Origin of the sequence: Candidatus Amarolinea dominans (assembly GCF_016704685.1) — a bacterium.
GTDB lineage: Bacteria > Chloroflexota > Anaerolineae > SSC4 > Amarolineaceae > Amarolinea > Amarolinea dominans.
On the sequence record NZ_JADIZS010000001.1, the window covers coordinates 97,545 to 113,445 of the forward strand.

Sequence of the window (15,901 nt, forward strand, 5' to 3'; positions counted from 1 at the left end):
CTTGGTTTCGTCCTGAATTGTCTGGGGTGAATTATACCACACCGAGAGCAGCCTTGACTTTCTGCTACGCCTTGGTTACACTCCTTCTAATATGAAGCAAGAGACAACTTCTCGCCTGACCATGCCCTCTCGCACACCGCTGGCGTTGATCGCGCTGCTGCTCGCCTTGCAGCTCGTGACGCCCTCGGTCGTGTGGACGATTCTGCTGGTCGGCCTGGCTATCACGCTCGGCCTCAGCTTCGCCTGGCTGCACCGGCTGGCGACCGATGTCAGCTTGACCCGGCGCCAGCGCGGCGCCTGGGTGGTAGCCGGGGATGCGCTGGAGGAGATGTGGGAACTGGTCAACCGTGGCGCCCTGCCCGTACTGGCCGCAGAAATCGTAGATCATTCGACCCTGCCCGCGTATACGGCCAACCGGGTGATGGCGGCCGGCCCCAGCGCAATCACCGCGTGGCGCACCACCGCGATTTGCCAGCAGCGCGGCCTCTTCACCCTCGGCCCCTGGGACGTCATCATGTCCGATCCCTTTGGTCTGTTTACCCTCACCCAACACTACGCGCTCACCCAATCCATCCTGGTCTATCCGCGGGTGGTCAGCCTGCCGCCGTTAGAACTGCCGCGCGGTGGCGCCAGTGGCCGCGCCCGCGCCACGCGTAAAGCCCTGGAAAGCGATCTGACGGTCGCCAGTGTGCGCCCCTGGGCGCCAGGCGACAGCCTGCGCCGCGTGGCCTGGGGCATCACCGCGCACCGTGACGCCTTGATGGTGCGCGAGTTCGACCAGGAGCCGGCCGGCAACCTCTGGATCGTGCTCGATCTCGATGCTGCGGTGCAGGTGGGCCAGGGCCTGGATGGCACCGAGGAGTTCGCCATCGTCCTGGCTGCATCCCTGGCTGCCCATTGGCTGCGCCGCAATCGGGCCGTCGGTATCGTGGCTTTTGGCCGGGAACCGCTCCTGCTGCCACCTCAGCGCGGCGAGGCGCAGCTCTGGCGCATCCTGCACAGCCTGGCCGCCAGCGACACCTCGCCGGCCTGGCCCCTGGCGCGCACGCTGACAGCGATACGCAGCAGCCTGGGGCACGGCATCACCCTGGCCGTCATCACCCCGACCACGCAGGCCGACTGGCTGCCGGCCTTTCTGCTCTTGCAGGCCCGCGGCGTCGCGCCCGCGGCCATTCTGCTCGATGCCGCTTCATTTGCTGCGCCCGCTGCCCCTACTTCCCCGGGCGCCGCCACCCTGGCTTTGCGTGCCATCCTGGTGCGCCAGGGCATCACCACGCATCTGCTCGATCGGCATCTGGCGCGGCGCCCGCTCATCACCTACCGCCGCACGCGCACTGATCTGCGCACCCTGGCTACCGGCCGCGTCATCAGTCGTGACGTGGTGGAGGAGGTCTGATCGTGGACCGACTCCTCATCTGGCTGTTTCGCCACCTGCGCCCGCGCAGCGGCTGGCTGCTGCCGTTCCTGGCCGTTTTGCTGGCGCTGCTGCTGCCCGCGGCCATCCACGCGGCCCGCTGGACGCCGCAGCGCGACCCGCTGGGCAGTCTGGCGTTCGTGGCACTGCTGGCGGGCTGGTGGTTGAGCCAACGTCGCTGGCGCGCCGCATCTTTGCTGCTGACCGGCGGCCTGCTGGGCCTGCTGGCGGTCGCCAACGCCGTGGGCGCTTTGCTGCCCTCCTTTTGGCGGGTGTTGTGGGATGTCGCCCGCTCCCTGGCCTGGAGTTGGCAGCGTTGGCAAGGCGCACCCTTGCCTGACGACTTGTGGTGGCCGCTGTTTACCGAAACCGCCTGGCGTGCAGGGTTTTGTGGCCGGGCTGGGCGCCGCAGATGCCAGCAACACGAGCTTTCGCCTGCTGCTGGCTGCGTTCGTCTGGGCAATCCATGCCTGGCTTGGCTACTGGCTCTTGCGGCCCGACGGCTCGCGGGCCTGGCTGGCCCTGCTGCCGGTTGGCCTGGCGCTGGCCACCAACGCCTTCTTTGCCGAGCGCCAGGCCCTCTTCGTGGGCGGGTACCTGGCCCTGCTGCTGATCCTGCTGGCGGTGGTGCATGTGCGTGCGCAGGTGGAGGGCTGGGAGGCGCGCGGCAGCGATTATGCCACCGAGTTGGCGTTCGATCAGGGCATGGCCGCGACCCTGATCCTGTTCGTCGCGCTGACGCTTGCCACCGTGGCCCCGTCGCTGACCCTGGCGCCTGTGCAGCGCGCCTTCTGGGAGGTGGCCGCGCGACCGTGGCAGGCCGTCGCAGCCCGCGTGCGCGCCACCTTCCCCGGCATCATCCGCCCGGCGTACTCACCATTAGCCGGCACAGTCCCTGCCAGCGGCCTGCCGCGCCAGGATTTGCTGGGCACAGGCCCTGATTTGGCCGAAAACAAGTTGTTTCGCATAGCCATAAGTGACTATCAAACGGAGAATTGGACGCCGTACTGGAAAGAGGCCACGTTTGCGCGCTACACCGGACGTGGCTGGCAACTGGAGCCGGCCGCACGTCTGACAACGCGTGAGATGGCCGGGGGTCAGCCCTGGCGTGCTCTGGCGACCCAGGGCGAGACGGGGCAGGGCGCGCAGATTGTCGTACGCCAGGCCGTGGAGTGGCTGCAAGGGGAGGGGCAGTTAGTGCTGGCCGCCGGGGAGCCGCGGCAGGTCAGCGCGGCCTATCGCGCCATCTTTCGCCAGGCGGACGACCTGATCGGGCTGGAACTGCTGACCCCGCAGCGACGGGTGGCCGTACTGAGTGTGGCGCCGGTGTATGACATCGAAAAACTTCGCATAGTCAATAATTATCATAATAATTTCGATATTTATCAACAACTACCAGAGGTGCTGCCGGCACGCGTTCGGGACCTGGCGCGCACGGTGACGGCGGGCGCAACGAATCCATACGACCAGGCGAGCCAGATCGAGGCCTATCTGCGCACGTTGACCTATGATCTCAAGGTGCCCCTGGTCGCGGCTGATCGTGACCTGGTGGATGCTTTTCTGTTCGATCTGCGGCGGGGCTATTGCGACTACTTTGCCAGCGCCTTTGTGGTGATGGCGCGCAGCGTGGGGTTGCCAGCCCGCCTGGCCGTGGGCTACGCCAGCGGTCAGACCGTGGCGCCTGGTGTCTGGGTGGTCAGCGCGGCCGACGCCCATTCCTGGCCGGAGGTTTACTTCGAGGGGGTAGGGTGGGTGCCCTTCGAACCGACGCCGGCCCGGCCCATGCCTGCGCCGTTACGCGCGCCGCTGAGTGTGGCATCAACGCCCACGCAGAGCGCCAACGCTCAGCCCTTTGCCGCCGCCTGGTGGGTTGGCAGCCTCGCGCTTCTCCTCGCGGGAGCTTTCTGGCTGCTACTGCGCGCCAACAGGCCGCCGCTGACCGTCAGTGAGATGAACGAGCGCATGATGCAGTGGGGCGGGCACGCGGGCTACCGGCCGGCGCCAGGCACGACGCTGCGCGAGTTCGAGCAGGGTCTGAGCGCCCATTTGCAGCATCGGAACCGCGGACGAGCAGGTGACGCGCTGACGGAGCTGAGCGCCGTCATGCATCACGTCAGCCAGGCCTGTGAGGCTGGCCTGTACGGCGGGCCAGAGGCTGCTCTGACCCCTGCGCAACTGCGCGCCCTGTGGCAACGCTGGCGCCGCACTCGGTGGCTGCGCTGGCAAATGCGCAGACTTCCAAAGTTTCTTCACTGACTTCACTGACTTCACTGACTTCACTGACTTCACTGACCTTAATCCTCAGTGTCAACCCGGCCCCTGGTTTGCTTGCGTTGGCTGTGCTGACGTTTCGAGTGCAAGCGCTGCTCGCGCGACGAGCGACTGGGGCGGGTGGCCACGCGGTGACGGGGACGATGGAGGGCGCGGCGCAGGACAACCTGAAGGCGGGCCACGGTGTCGGCCCGGTTGTCGAGCTGGCTACGGGTGAGCGAGGAGACGATGTGCAGCACGCCTTCGCTGTCGAGCGAACCACCCAGGCGCGCGAGCAACCGTTGGCGCTGCCCGTCATTCAGGCTGGGCGATTGGCCCACATCGAACAGCAGCTCCACACGGGTTTCCGTGCGGTTGACGTGCTGACCGCCAGGGCCGCCGCTGCGGCTGAAGCGAAAGCTAAGCTCGCTCAGCGGGATGGAAAGGATGGAAAGGCCCTCCGCGATCTGAATCGAATCAGAGGACACGACGTTACTTGCGGTTGACATGCTGGTCCTTGAGCGGGAGCAGGAAATCGAGAATGGCCTGGTTGACGACGTCCGGCTGATCGAGGTTGCTGGCATGGCGCGAGTTGGCAATAGTCACGAAGCTGGCCTGCGGCAGGAGACGGCGCAGGCGTTCTTTATAGACCATGGGCACCACGGTGTCGAGTGTACCGGCCAGAATCAGCACCGGGCAGGTGATGCGGCGCAAGGCGCGGCCAGGCCAGAAGCGGGTGATGGCCCGCAGGCTGTGGCGATAGGCGCGTGGATCGTTGGCGGCCATACGTTGCACGGTGTAGGTGTGGAGTAGGCGCTGATCCTCCTGCGGAAAGAGCGTGCGCGCAATCAGGGTGGCGGTCGCGCTCATGTCCGCGGCGGGTCCGCGCAGCGCACGCAGGCGGCGCGTGGCCGTGCGCAGCACATCACGCGTGGGGGGCCAGGGGCCGGGCATGGTGTTGATCAGCACCAGGCTGCGCACCAGGTCAGGCCGGGCCAGGGCCAACTGCTGCGCAACCATGCCGCCCAGGCTCAAGCCGAGCACATGAGCCGGGCCAATGTCGAGCGTGTGCAGTAATCCGCTGACATCGGCGGCAAACTGCGCCATGCTGTACGGCCCAGGCGGCTTATCCGATAGGCCATGCCCGCGCAGGTCGAGCGGCAGACAGCGAAAATGGCGCCCCAGGTCGGGCAGTTGATAAACCCAGTCATCGGCGCAGGAGCCGAGGCCGTGCAGCATGACCAGGGGTGGGCCGTCGCCCCAGGTTTCGTAACGCAGGCGGACGTTGTTTACAGCGATAGTTGGCATAAGACTCAATTAGTTCCACAGACAGATAGATGGCGTTGGCGCATTCGTCTATAATCTACGGCTGTGCGCAGCCGCGTGTAGATTGTAATCGGAAACAGCCTTCCGGGCAATCCGAAACATGCTTGACCATGAATTCCAAATAAGGAGATCAAATGGAGTACAACGTTTCGAAGTGGCTTCGGTATTTCTCTCGTGCGAGCGCCGCAGGAACCATCAGCGCGGTGATGTTGCTCATGCTGTGGGCCGCCCTGGGGCAGGCGTTCGATGAAGAACGGCTCTATTTCTACGATCCGCAGGTCACGCCGCGCGCGGTGTTCAGCGACACGGAGGTGAGCAGTGTCCATTTCGACCTGGTGGGCAGCCTGGCGATCGCGGCCGGTTTCTCCGAAGCGGACGCTGCGCGCATCCAGGTCTACTCGCAGATGGTGGACAGCGGACGCCTGCCGGTGGGTCAGCCGATCTACAGCTTCACAGCCAGCAGCTTTCCCTCGGCCCCCCCGATTAGCTCGGTCATGACCGACACTTTCTGCCCGTCGCCCTCCACCACCGCGCCAACGGTCACGATGGGCAGTCTGGCCCTGGTGGAGTGCCCGAGCTGCTTCACATCCCGTTTTGGGCCTTACACGATCTTTTTTCACTTTCCGCACGACCGGCCGGACGAGCTGCAGGCGCTGCGCGCATGGGCATTTGGCGACGTAGATTCCTTGATGGGTGTGGCCACCTTTGGCTACAGCGGCACCTATTCATACACCTGGCTCAACGTGGCCAATCTTTTCGAGACGACGCCTTGCTTTGTCACCACCACCCAAACGGTGGACACAGGCGATGTTGTCGCTGGCTCGCCGCCGGCCTTTGGCGTCTACCTGCACTCGTTGGGTGACAACTGGTCGCACGGCGCCTGCATCGAAGCCGCGGATGCGAACGGGCTGCCCTTTGCCGCGCACGTGTTACGCGACGGGCCAAACGATCCGCTCTACGCCTGTCGCTGGACCAGCCACGAGGCTGAGTTTGGCGATCCGGCGCAGTTCCCGGACAGCAATCGCTCCTTCAGTGCCACGCTGGCGCTGTATCAGGAGATGATCGCCTTCTCGCAGAGCACTGGGTTTGCTCGCTACCATCCGATTCCGCTGACTGCGCAGAACAACTATCTCTACAACAAACTCTACACCTTTGCGCACACTTCCACATCGGCCAATCCGCAGCCCCGGCGCCGCCTGGCCGATGACCTACGCGCCTGGGCTTTGCAGACCCGGCAGGGAAACCCGGCTTACTGGCGCTTCCGGGCCGTTTTTCCACTGCTGCCGTAACGTTCGGGGCAGGAGATCGGGTGACGTTGACGCATCGAAGGATGATTTGTGGCGGGCGGCGGCGTCACGCCGGAGGCGTGACCTACGGCAGGAATTCCAAAATGTGAACGGAATGGCTGCCCGTAAATGGGCCTGCGCTCCTCGTTCGGGCGGTTTTGGCCCAAAATCCCCGAGATAGGTGGGCAGCAAGAGGGATTGTGGGCGTTGGAAAGCTACATTTGGAAATGCGGCGCCCGTAAGGGGCGCGCCTTGACTTGAGCGAGCGATGCCCCCCCACCCGTCGTCCCGTAGGGACGATTGAATGAGGCCGCCCGAGCGCAATCTAACCCAGCGGGGGAACCGCCGCGGGGAGCTCGTGCGGTGATGGCTGAGTCAGGTGTCCCTACGGGACGCGTCGCGCCCACCAGGACGGCCTGGCGCTGGCCAGTCACATGGATGGCTACATTTGGAACTGCTGGACCTACGGGGTGGGCATGTCACGCGGCAGGCGGCGTCGTCACGCCGGAGGCGTGACCTACGGCGCACCGGATGAATCCGGTGTTGCGGAATCAGCAGCCGGGGTGGGTGTGTCCAGCAGTTCCAAATGTAGCACACATTCAACCGCAAAGAGCACAGAGAACACAAAGAAACGGCAGATCAGACGCAAATCGGCAACTTCTCTGCGTTCTTTGTGATCTCTGTGGTAAAAAACCAGGCCACATTTGGAACTGCTGGGGTGTGTCACGAGGCGGGCAACGTCGTCACGCCGGAGGCGTAACCTACGGGGTGGGTATGTCACGCGGCGGGCGGCGGCGTCGCACTGGATGAATCTGGCGTTACAGGATCAGCAGGGCGGCGGTGTGCAGCGCCCAGCACAGCCATAGGTTGCCGCTCAGGATGAAGACGACGGTCGTGGCCAGGGCGAGCGCCAGGCGCGTCATTTCCCGCGGCGCGCCGGCTGGCAGGCGCATGGACGCACGTCGGGCCGGATCGGCCAGCCAGATCGTGACGATCAGCGCCAGGCCAAGCCACGCGCCGCCCACGCGTGCCATGTCGGCGTCAAGTCCCTGGGCCGTGAGCAGCCTGGCGCCCCCCACCCAGAGCAAAGCCCACAGGAGCTGCGTGGCCGCGGTTTCCAGCGGCAGCAGGATGTGCCTGACCCCAGGCGGCGCGGCCGCGTGAACATGACGCCACTGCCAACCGGCCACCAGCAAGATCAATAAGAATGCGCCGGCGACCGCCAATCCCTGCCCAAAACCCTGCACCCAATCGAGTTCGCTCAGCCCCATCTCGCGCAGATTGACCAGGCCGCTCTGCAACGCCAGGAACGACAACACGAACCAGACGCCATGCTGAATTTTCAGTTTCACCCCTCCTACCTCCTCCTACCTCCTACCTCCTACCTCCTACCTCCTCCCTTTTCCCCTCCCTCCTACCTCCTACCTCCTACCCCTCCTCCACCTCCTACCTCCTACCTCCCTACCTCCTCCTCCTCCCTCCTCCTACTTCCTACCTCCTACCTCCTACTTCCTACTTCCTACCTCCTACTTCCTACTTCCTATTTCCTACTTCCTATTTCCTACCCCCTCCTACAACGCCTTCACCACTTCGTTGACCCAGCGCCCTGATAAGACGCGCCACAGGCTGATGGCGAACTTGACGACTTCTTCGCTCATCACCATCAGTACAACCCAGTAGATGGGCAGGTGCAGGACGAACGAACCGAGCAGAGCCAGTGGCACGCCGATGGTCCACATGGGGCCTGTATCGGCCAGCAGGGCGAAGCGGGTGTCGCCGCCGCTGCGCAGGACACCCACGACCATCATCATGTTGCCGGCCTTGACCGCCAGCACCACGGACATGACGAACAGGATACCCAGGGCGTCGGCTTGCGCCTGTGGGGAAATGCGGTACCAGCCCAGCACAGGACGTGCGACCAGGGCCATGAGCAAGCCGGTGAGCAGGGCGCCGCCAACCGATAGCCGCACAAAGCGCCCGGCAAAACGCCGCACCGCGTCGAGGTCCCCGGCGCCGATGCGTTGACCGATCAGGATGGCAGCCGCGTTGCCCAGGCCGATGAACGGCACGAAGGCCACGCCCTCGATGGTGCTTGCGATGTTGTAGGCCGCGATGGATTCGGTGCTGATGCGGGCGTAGATGCCCGCGTAGACGGTGATGCCGAGCGACCAGATGATCTCGCCGATGATGACCGGCATGGAGGTGCGCATGAACTGGGTGAGCAGGGGTCGCTTGATGGAGACCAGTTCGCGCAGCCGCGCCGCGGCCGGCAGATCGTGCTGGTAGGTCAGGAACAGCAAGACGACGCACTCCAGGATGCGCGCCACGGTCAGCGCGTAGGCCGCACCGTTGACCCCCAGGGCCGGCAGCCCGAGTAAGCCGAAAATGAGGACATAACTGAGCACGGTCTTGAAGCCCAGGGCGCCGATGCTGACGGCCATCGGCGTGCGCACATGGCCGGTGCTGCGCAGGATGATGCCAAACATGGCGCTGATGCCGGTGGGGATGTAGCTGAGCGCGGCCAGGCGCAGATAACCGCTGCCCAGGGCGATGACGGCCGGGTCGTTGGAATAGAGGCGTAGCAGAAAGGTGGGCGCCAGTTGTGCAGCCAGGGTGAAGACGACACTGCCGCCCACGGCCAGCAGCAGGGCCAGGCCCAGGATACTGCGCACGTTTTTCACATCGCCGCGGCCCCAAAACTGGGCCGAAAAGATGGCCGCGCCGCTGCCCACGCCAAAGAAGAACAGATGCAGCAGGAAGAGAATCTGATTCGCCAGCCCGACCGCGGCCACCGCGGTGGTGCCCAGTTGGCCCACGATCAGCACATCCGTCGCGTTCAGCGCGCTCATCGCCAACTGCTGCAGGGCGATCGGCACGACCAATTGAAGTAATACGGGGTAGAAGTCACGATCATCGAACAAGGCACTCTGGCTCATCGTTTTCTCACAGCGGCAGCACGATGCGAAAGAGGCTGCCTTCTCCGGGTTGGCTTTCCATTTCCAGCCGGCCGCCGTGGCGCTCGACGATGAGGCGCGCAATGGGCAGCCCCAGCCCAAAGCCCGGTGTGGAGTGGCTGATGTCTTGCCGATAAAAACGATCGAAGATATACGGCTGCATTTCTGACGGGATGCCTGGCCCGCTATCCTGCACTTCGATCGTCACGCCGCCCGCCACGCGCGCGCTGCGCAGCGCCACACGCCCCCCGGCCGGCGTAAAGCGCAGCGCATTGTCCAACAGCTCGCGCAGCGCCACACGCAGCCGGTCGGCATCCATCCGAGCAAGCGGCAGATCAGGCGCTGCCAATAGCTGCAGGGTCAGCCGACTGGCGGCAACCCGCTGCGCCAGCGTAACCACCACATCGCTGAGCAGCACGTTCAGGTCGGTTGGCTGGAATGTGAAGGGCGCGTGGCTGTCCAGCCGGACTACCTCGGCCAACATGTCCACCAGCCGGGTGATGCCGACGATCTGCTGCTCGATCTGCGCCCGCTTCTGCTGGCGTTTCAGCGGATCGGTCAGCCGCTCCAGCAGATAGAGGTTGGTTTGCATGATGGTCAACGGCGTGCGGAATTCATGCGACGCGTTCTGCACGAATGCGCTAAGCAGCGCAATGCGTTCGCGCTCCAGCGCCAGCTCGAACGCACGTTGTTCGGCTTGCTTGCGCTCCGTGATATCCTGAATGGTGCCGTACATGACGACCGGCCGGCTCTCAGCATCGAATTCGAGCCTGCCCAGGCCATGCACCCAACGCAGCGCGCCGTCGTTTTGCCGGATGATGCGGTATGTACGGTCGAAGGAGGCGCCATTTTCAATGACTTCGTGCATGAAATAATCGCTCACCGCTTGGCGATCTTCAGGATGAATCAGCGCCACCCATCCGCTGACAGAACGCTGATAGGCCTTTTCGATGCCGAAGATGGTGTCGAGCACCTCCGAGCTGGTCCACAGGCCGCTGGCGATGTCCAGGAGGTAGCTGCCCAGATTGGCGACGATCTGCGATTCCTGGAGCAAGTGTTCACTCTGGCGCAGGGCATCCTCCGCGTGTTTGCGCGCGGTCACATCCATGAACGTGCAGATGACCTGGCGTACGCTGCCATCCGGGTGCAACTGGGGATTCGCATTGACCAGCAGCCAGATCCGGCTCTGTGTGTTGAGCCGGAAGACTCCCATCAACACGTCGTTGACGGGACGCCGGCTGGCGATGGCCCGCGGCACCGGGTGTGCGGGGCCGGGGAAGGGCGAACCATCTTCGTGGATGACATCCCAATCAGCATCGAGCGAGTTCTTGCCCAGCAACTGGCTCTCCGTCAGCCCCAGCAGATCGAGCGCCTGCTGATTGCACAACAGGATTTCGCTCGCCGGCCCTTGCAGCAGCACACCCACGTGCAGATCTGCGATCAACGTGCGGAAGCGTTCCTCACTTTCGCGCACCTGGGTGTACAGGCGAGCGCGGGTAATCGCGAGACTGACATGCTCACCCAGGGCCGTCATCAATTCAAGGTCCGCCTGTGTGAGGATGACGTCGCCGGTGCTCTCGATATTCAGCGTGCCCATGACCCGGTCTTCGTCGAGCAGGGGGACGCAGACTTCGGAGACGATGCCGGCGATGGCGCCCACGAAATCTGCATCGGCATGGACATCGGTCACCAGACACGGCTGCCGGCTGCGCACCACGCGTCCTGAAACGCCCTGCGTGATGGGGATTGCGGGAATGACAGTCGTATAGCCCACCTGGTGTTGCAGCCACAGGGTGTCGCCCTGCAGCAGGTAGAGGCTGACCTGGGCATAACCGAACGTCCCGGCAATGGCTTCGACCACCTTGCGCACGACTTGCGCCAGGTCCAGCTCGTGAAACAGCACGATCCGCACCTGATCCAGTAGTTCGCGTTCTCGTTCGCGCCGTTGAGCGGCCGCGTAGAGCGCTCGGAAGCGCTGCTCGCTGGCGGCCAGCGTCTCCTGCGCCTCCCTTTGCGCTGTGATGTCGCGCACGACCAGAACCACCTTCCAGCTGGACAGGGCAACCGGCGCCGCGCTGACCGCGGTCCAAGCCACACGGCCATCGGTGCGCACCACCCCGGTTTCGACATCGAACACCGCTCGTTGGGCGCGAATCGCCTGGGCGCTGGCGTACTCCTCGGCCGGCATGGGTGTCCCGTCGGGTCTGAGATAGAGCCAGCGCCGGTGTTGACCGGCCTGCAGCCCCTCGTTTGACAGGCCCATGATGTCCACCAGGGCCGAATTGGCGAAAACGACCCGGCGCTCCGCATCCAGGATCGAAATCCCCACCGGCAACAGTTCGAAGATCGCCTTGAGCTCTCTTTCGCTCTCCTGTACGGCTGCCGGCTCCACCGCGCGCTGCTGGTTGAGCAGAGCCAGAACCCCGTCGCGCTCGGCGGTCAAGTCCGCCTGCGCACGGCGCAGCTCGGCGTTCTCCGCCTCCAATTGGGTCAACCGGGCCTGGCTCGCGGCCATCCGCGCCGCGGTGCGCAAGTTCCTGGGGCGAGCTGACAGTTCCGCTGATGACGGGTCACCCGGGGCAATCTGTCTCTTTCGTGGCTTCATCGGGCCCTCCTTGTGTCCCCCTTGTGTCATCCTTGTGTCCCCCTTGTGTCGCCCGCCGGTGGCTGACGATCCAACACGGCGCGCAGTTTGACGGTCAGGTCGGCCATGGTGAATGGTTTGAGCAGCCAGGGGATGCCGGCCTGGCACAGTTCGCTGTAGGTGCTGCCCTCCGGCGCATGGCCGGTCATGATCAACAGCTTGGGCGCCAACGGCCGTGGTCGCAGTCGCCGGAAGAGTTCCAGTCCGCCCATCTCCGGCATCACCAGGTCGCTGAGAACCAGGTCAATGCCCTGACCCTGGGCGTCGAACAGGGCCAACGCCTCGGCGCCCGTGGCCGCGGAGAACACGCGATAGCCAAGCCCGGCCAGCGACTCGCCAATCGCCTCACGCGTGGCCACATTGTCCTCCACCAGCAGGATGGTCTCCGTACCGCTTGGCAGCGTGGCGACTGTAACACCCCGGGCTTCCGTCGGCGCCGGGATGTTGACATGCGGCAAATAGATCGTGAAGGCGGCGCCGGCGCCTGGTTGGCTGCTGACATCAATCGCGCCGTCGTGCTGCTTGACGATGCCGTAGACCTGCGCCAGCCCCAACCCGGTGCCCTGACCCGCGCCCTTGGTGGTGAAGAACGGCTCGAAGATGTGCGCCAGATGCTCCGGGGCAATGCCGGCGCCGCTATCGCTCACCGTCAGACACCCCCAGCGCCCCGGCCCCAGGTCGGGCAGGGGGGGCGTTTGGCCCGGCGCCAGCGTCAGGGTGGTCAGGCTGAAGGTGAGTTGGCCGCCGTCCGGCATGGCGTCGCGGGCATTCAAGGCCAGGTTCATCAGCACCTGCTGCAGCCGCGTGGGGTCGCCATGTACGATGACCTCACGCTGATCGTACTTGACGGCCAGCCGGATGCTTTCGGGCAGCGTCCGTTCCAGCAGCTTGACCATCTCCTTGGTCAGCGACAGCAGGTCGAGCGGGGCGCGTTCCATGGGCGCGCGCCGGCTGAAATCGAGAATCTGGCGGATCAGGTTGGCGGCGTGGTCGGCCTGCTGGCGAATCACGCCCAGGTAGTGCTTCGATCGCTCCGTCAGTTCCTGGGCCTTGCCGAGCAGTTCACTGTAGAGCACAATCGCGCCCATGATGTTGTTGAAATCGTGCGCGATGCCGGCCGCCATCTGACCGACGCTGGCCAGCCGCTCCTGGGCCTGGCGATAGCGCTGCCGCTCGCGCTCGTAGGTCACGTCGTTGATCACCAGGACCCAAGCGGCAGGCTCAGACGTGTCGCCAATCGGCCGGGCGATCATCTGGAAGGTGCGGTCATGGGCGCTGGTTTCGCGCCAGGGGCCGCGCGTCGCCGGCAGCAGCAGTTCCGTCAACGGCAGATCGCCCAGGCGGGTGATGATGTCGCCGACCGCGGCCCCGGCCAGGGTAGCCAGATCGCGGCCAGCCGTCGGGTTAGCCAGCACCACCCGCTCCTGCGCGTCGAGCAGCAGCACCCCCTCCGGCACCGTGTCCACGATCTGCTGCACGCGGCGCGCCTGCGCCTGCGTCTGCTGCCACAGACGCAGACGTTCGAGCGCGGTGGCTACCTGGCCGGCCAGGGTGGAGAGCAGTCGTTCATCGTCGGCGCTGAAGGAGTTCAATTGGGGGCTTTCGGCGTTGATCACCGCAATGACCCGCTCGCCGATCTTGACCGGCACGGCCAGCTCGGAGAGGGTGGTCGGCGTAGCCGCAACGTAGTCGGGGTCCAAGCGCACGTCAGCCACACGGTGGGACTGTCCCGTCAGCGCAGTCTGCCCGACCACCCCCTGGCCCGGGCGATAGGACTGGACGCGGCTCCCATCGCATCGGTGATAGGATGGATGCGGGCGTAGCCAACCAGCTTCATCTAGCAGGAAAATCCCGAATTCATCCAGCGCGAGCGCGGCGCTGACCAGTTGGGTGAGCCTGATGATCAGGTCGTCCCCGTCGCTGGCTTCGATACAGGCCGAGGCGACGGCATGCAGAACGGTCAGCGCCTGCAACTGCCGCTGCAGGGTGGCGGCCGCCTGCTTGTGCGCGGTCACGTCACGCGCCACCCAGAGCGTGCTGTCGTCTGTCAACGGTGAGATGGATGCTTCGAACCAGACGCGGCGGTCACCAATCGGCAGTTCGCGCTTTCTCCGAAAGTCGCCTCATATTCGATCTGGTTTGCTGGCTGGCCTGGCAGACGTCGGTGCACAGTCGGCAAAAACTCAGCCTCGGTTGCGGGAAAAATGTCGCGCAGGGTCTTGCCCAGCAGTTCCTCAGCCGGTCTGACGAGCAGGGCGGGATTGGTCGGCGCGATGCCGCGATAGACCCCTTCCCGATCAATGACCAGGACGACGTCCTGCATGGAGGCGAAGAGGGCGCGCAACTGCCTTTCCGAGGCGGCCAGGGCTTCTGTGGCCTGTTTACGCGCGATGGCAAAGGCGACATGGCGCGCGATGGTTTGGGTCAGCTCGATCTCCTCCGCGCTGAAGGCGTGCGGCGTGTTGTAATAGATCATGAATTTGCCCAACAGGCGCCCCTGGTGGCTGAGCGGAATGAAGGCGAGCGCGCCAATGCCTTCATCCACAAAAACAGCGCTGAGCGACGCCAGGCTGGCGTCTTGATGCACGTCAGGCGCCAGGATGGGTTGGGGCGCAGGGTCATCGAGCGACCAGGGAAAATGGCCGACCACAGCGCGGCGATACGCGTCGGACAGCCCGCGCCAGGCCTCGAAACGCGCCACGCCCGCGGAGTCGAGCAGCACAATGGCGGAGCGGTCCGCGATCAGAACGCTGTGCAGGCTGTCCAGCACGACCGTGTACACCTCAGTTACCGCTTCGGTCTGGCTGATGAGCGCGGTAATTTGATACAGGCTGTGCAGGGTGTCAAGCTGCCGGCGCAAGGCCTGCGCCGCCTGTTCGCGCGCGCTGACGTCACGCAGGATGACGGTGAAGAGGTCCTGTCCGGCGACGTGAATCTTGGAGATCGAGGCCTCGATGGGAAACTCCACTCCGTCTGCGCGCAGGCCATAGACCGGGCCGAACTGGCCTATCTTGCGCGCGGAGACGCCGGTCTGCGCAAACCGCTGGATGTGCAGGCGGTGGCTGGCGCGAAAGCGTGCGGGGATGAAGCGGTCGAGCGGTTGGCCGCAGGCCTCGGTCTGCGAGCAGCCGAACATCGCCTCAGCCGCCGGATTGAAGATGACAATGCGCTGCTCTGCGTCCGTAGTGATGATGGCATCCATGGCCGTGGCAATGATGCCGGTGACCTGCGCCTGGCTGACGCGCATCGCCGCCTCGGCCCGGATACGCGCCGTGATGTCACGGGCTACGCTGTACGCAACAGGCTCCGTGGAACTCTTTTGCTGCAGGCTGTTGCGATAGTCCAGGTAACGGGTTTCACCGCCGGCCGTTCGCACCTGCATGACGCCGGCCGCGTAGCCCTGTGTCCTGATTTCGGTCAAATAGGCATCGGCCAGGGGGCGCAACTTGGGGGGCAGCAGGTCACGCAGATTCATCTGCGCGAGGGCCTCACTGCTGTAGCCAAAGATGATCGCGGCCGCCTGGTTGACGAAGAGCAGGTTGCCTTCCAGATCGTGGGTGCAGATCAGGTCCTGGCTGTTTTCGACCAGATCACGGTAGCGCGCCTCGCTCGCCTGCAGAGCCACTTCAGTCTCTTGGCGCAGGCGCCTGCTTTCGGCCTGACCCAGTTCGCGCTCGATGACCGGGACCAGGCGCGCCAGATTGCTTTTCAGCAGGTAGTCGTGCGCGCCCGCCTTCATGATGATCGCGGCGGCCTCTTCGCCCTGCGCGCCGGACACGGCAATGAACGCGATGTCCAGGCCAGCCTCCTGCAATAGGGCGAGCGCGGCGGCGCCGCTGAACTGCGGTAAGTTGCAATCCGCGAGGACCACATCCCAGGGCTGCGCGGCGAGCGCGGCCTGCATCTGAGCGGCCGTCTCGACCCGCGCCGAGGCGACGCGGTAGCCCGCCGCGCTCAGCCAGTCCACCAGCCGGCACGCGTCGCTCTCTGAAGCTTCGACGATCAAGACAGCAAGCGCTCGATTCAT

11 protein-coding genes are annotated in these 15,901 nt (G+C 64.9%); 3 read left to right on the top strand and 8 right to left on the bottom strand.

Annotation, left to right across the window (positions count from 1 at the left end; genetic code table 11):
• Positions 1-91: 91 nt before the first annotated feature.
• Positions 92-1,396: a DUF58 domain-containing protein gene (locus IPF85_RS00380; RefSeq protein ID WP_343406076.1), complete on the top strand. Its 1,305-nt coding sequence runs from the start codon at positions 92-94 to the stop codon at positions 1,394-1,396.
• Here the strand turns inward: IPF85_RS00380 and IPF85_RS00385 are convergent.
• Positions 1,318-1,737, bottom strand: a complete 420-nt coding sequence (locus IPF85_RS00385) for a hypothetical protein (protein ID WP_343406077.1) — start codon at positions 1,735-1,737, stop codon at positions 1,318-1,320. The genes IPF85_RS00380 and IPF85_RS00385 overlap by 79 nt on opposite strands.
• 55 nt (positions 1,738-1,792) lie before the next feature.
• On the opposite strand from IPF85_RS00385, the gene IPF85_RS00390 reads away from it, so the two are divergent.
• On the top strand, positions 1,793-3,670 hold the full coding sequence (locus IPF85_RS00390; RefSeq protein ID WP_343406078.1) for a transglutaminase-like domain-containing protein: 1,878 nt from the start codon (positions 1,793-1,795) through the stop codon (positions 3,668-3,670).
• 38 nt (positions 3,671-3,708) lie between these two features.
• Here the strand turns inward: IPF85_RS00390 and arfB are convergent, their stop codons facing one another.
• Positions 3,709-4,173, bottom strand: coding sequence for an alternative ribosome rescue aminoacyl-tRNA hydrolase ArfB (gene arfB / locus IPF85_RS00395; protein WP_343406079.1), 465 nt, complete (start codon positions 4,171-4,173; stop codon positions 3,709-3,711).
• On the bottom strand, positions 4,157-4,972 hold the full coding sequence (locus IPF85_RS00400) for an alpha/beta hydrolase (protein WP_343406080.1): 816 nt from the start codon (positions 4,970-4,972) through the stop codon (positions 4,157-4,159). Before IPF85_RS00400 ends, arfB begins: the two co-directional genes overlap by 17 nt.
• A 152-nt stretch (positions 4,973-5,124) precedes the next feature.
• On the opposite strand from IPF85_RS00400, the gene IPF85_RS00405 reads away from it, so the two are divergent.
• Entirely contained in the window at positions 5,125-6,279 is a 1,155-nt protein-coding gene (locus tag IPF85_RS00405) for a hypothetical protein (RefSeq protein ID WP_343406081.1), read from the top strand.
• A gap of 815 nt (positions 6,280-7,094) precedes the next feature.
• Here IPF85_RS00405 and IPF85_RS00410 read toward each other — a convergent pair.
• From IPF85_RS00410 to IPF85_RS00430, 5 genes are all read right to left on the bottom strand, one after another.
• The gene (locus IPF85_RS00410) at positions 7,095-7,628 is read right to left on the bottom strand and encodes a hypothetical protein (protein ID WP_343406082.1); all 534 of its coding nucleotides are present in this window, start codon (positions 7,626-7,628) and stop codon (positions 7,095-7,097) included.
• Between the two features lie 219 nt (positions 7,629-7,847).
• A complete protein-coding gene (locus IPF85_RS00415; RefSeq protein ID WP_343406083.1) occupies positions 7,848-9,212 on the bottom strand; it encodes an MATE family efflux transporter in 1,365 nt (454 codons plus the stop codon).
• A 7-nt stretch (positions 9,213-9,219) separates the two neighbouring features.
• Complete coding sequence (locus tag IPF85_RS00420; protein WP_343406084.1) at positions 9,220-11,835, bottom strand: PAS domain S-box protein; 2,616 nt, start codon at positions 11,833-11,835, stop codon at positions 9,220-9,222.
• Between the two features lie 26 nt (positions 11,836-11,861).
• The gene (locus IPF85_RS00425) at positions 11,862-13,925 is read right to left on the bottom strand and encodes an ATP-binding protein (protein WP_343406085.1); all 2,064 of its coding nucleotides are present in this window, start codon (positions 13,923-13,925) and stop codon (positions 11,862-11,864) included.
• Positions 13,922-15,901, bottom strand: a complete 1,980-nt coding sequence (locus IPF85_RS00430) for a PAS domain S-box protein (RefSeq protein WP_343406086.1) — start codon at positions 15,899-15,901, stop codon at positions 13,922-13,924. The genes IPF85_RS00425 and IPF85_RS00430 overlap by 4 nt, the downstream gene beginning before the upstream one ends.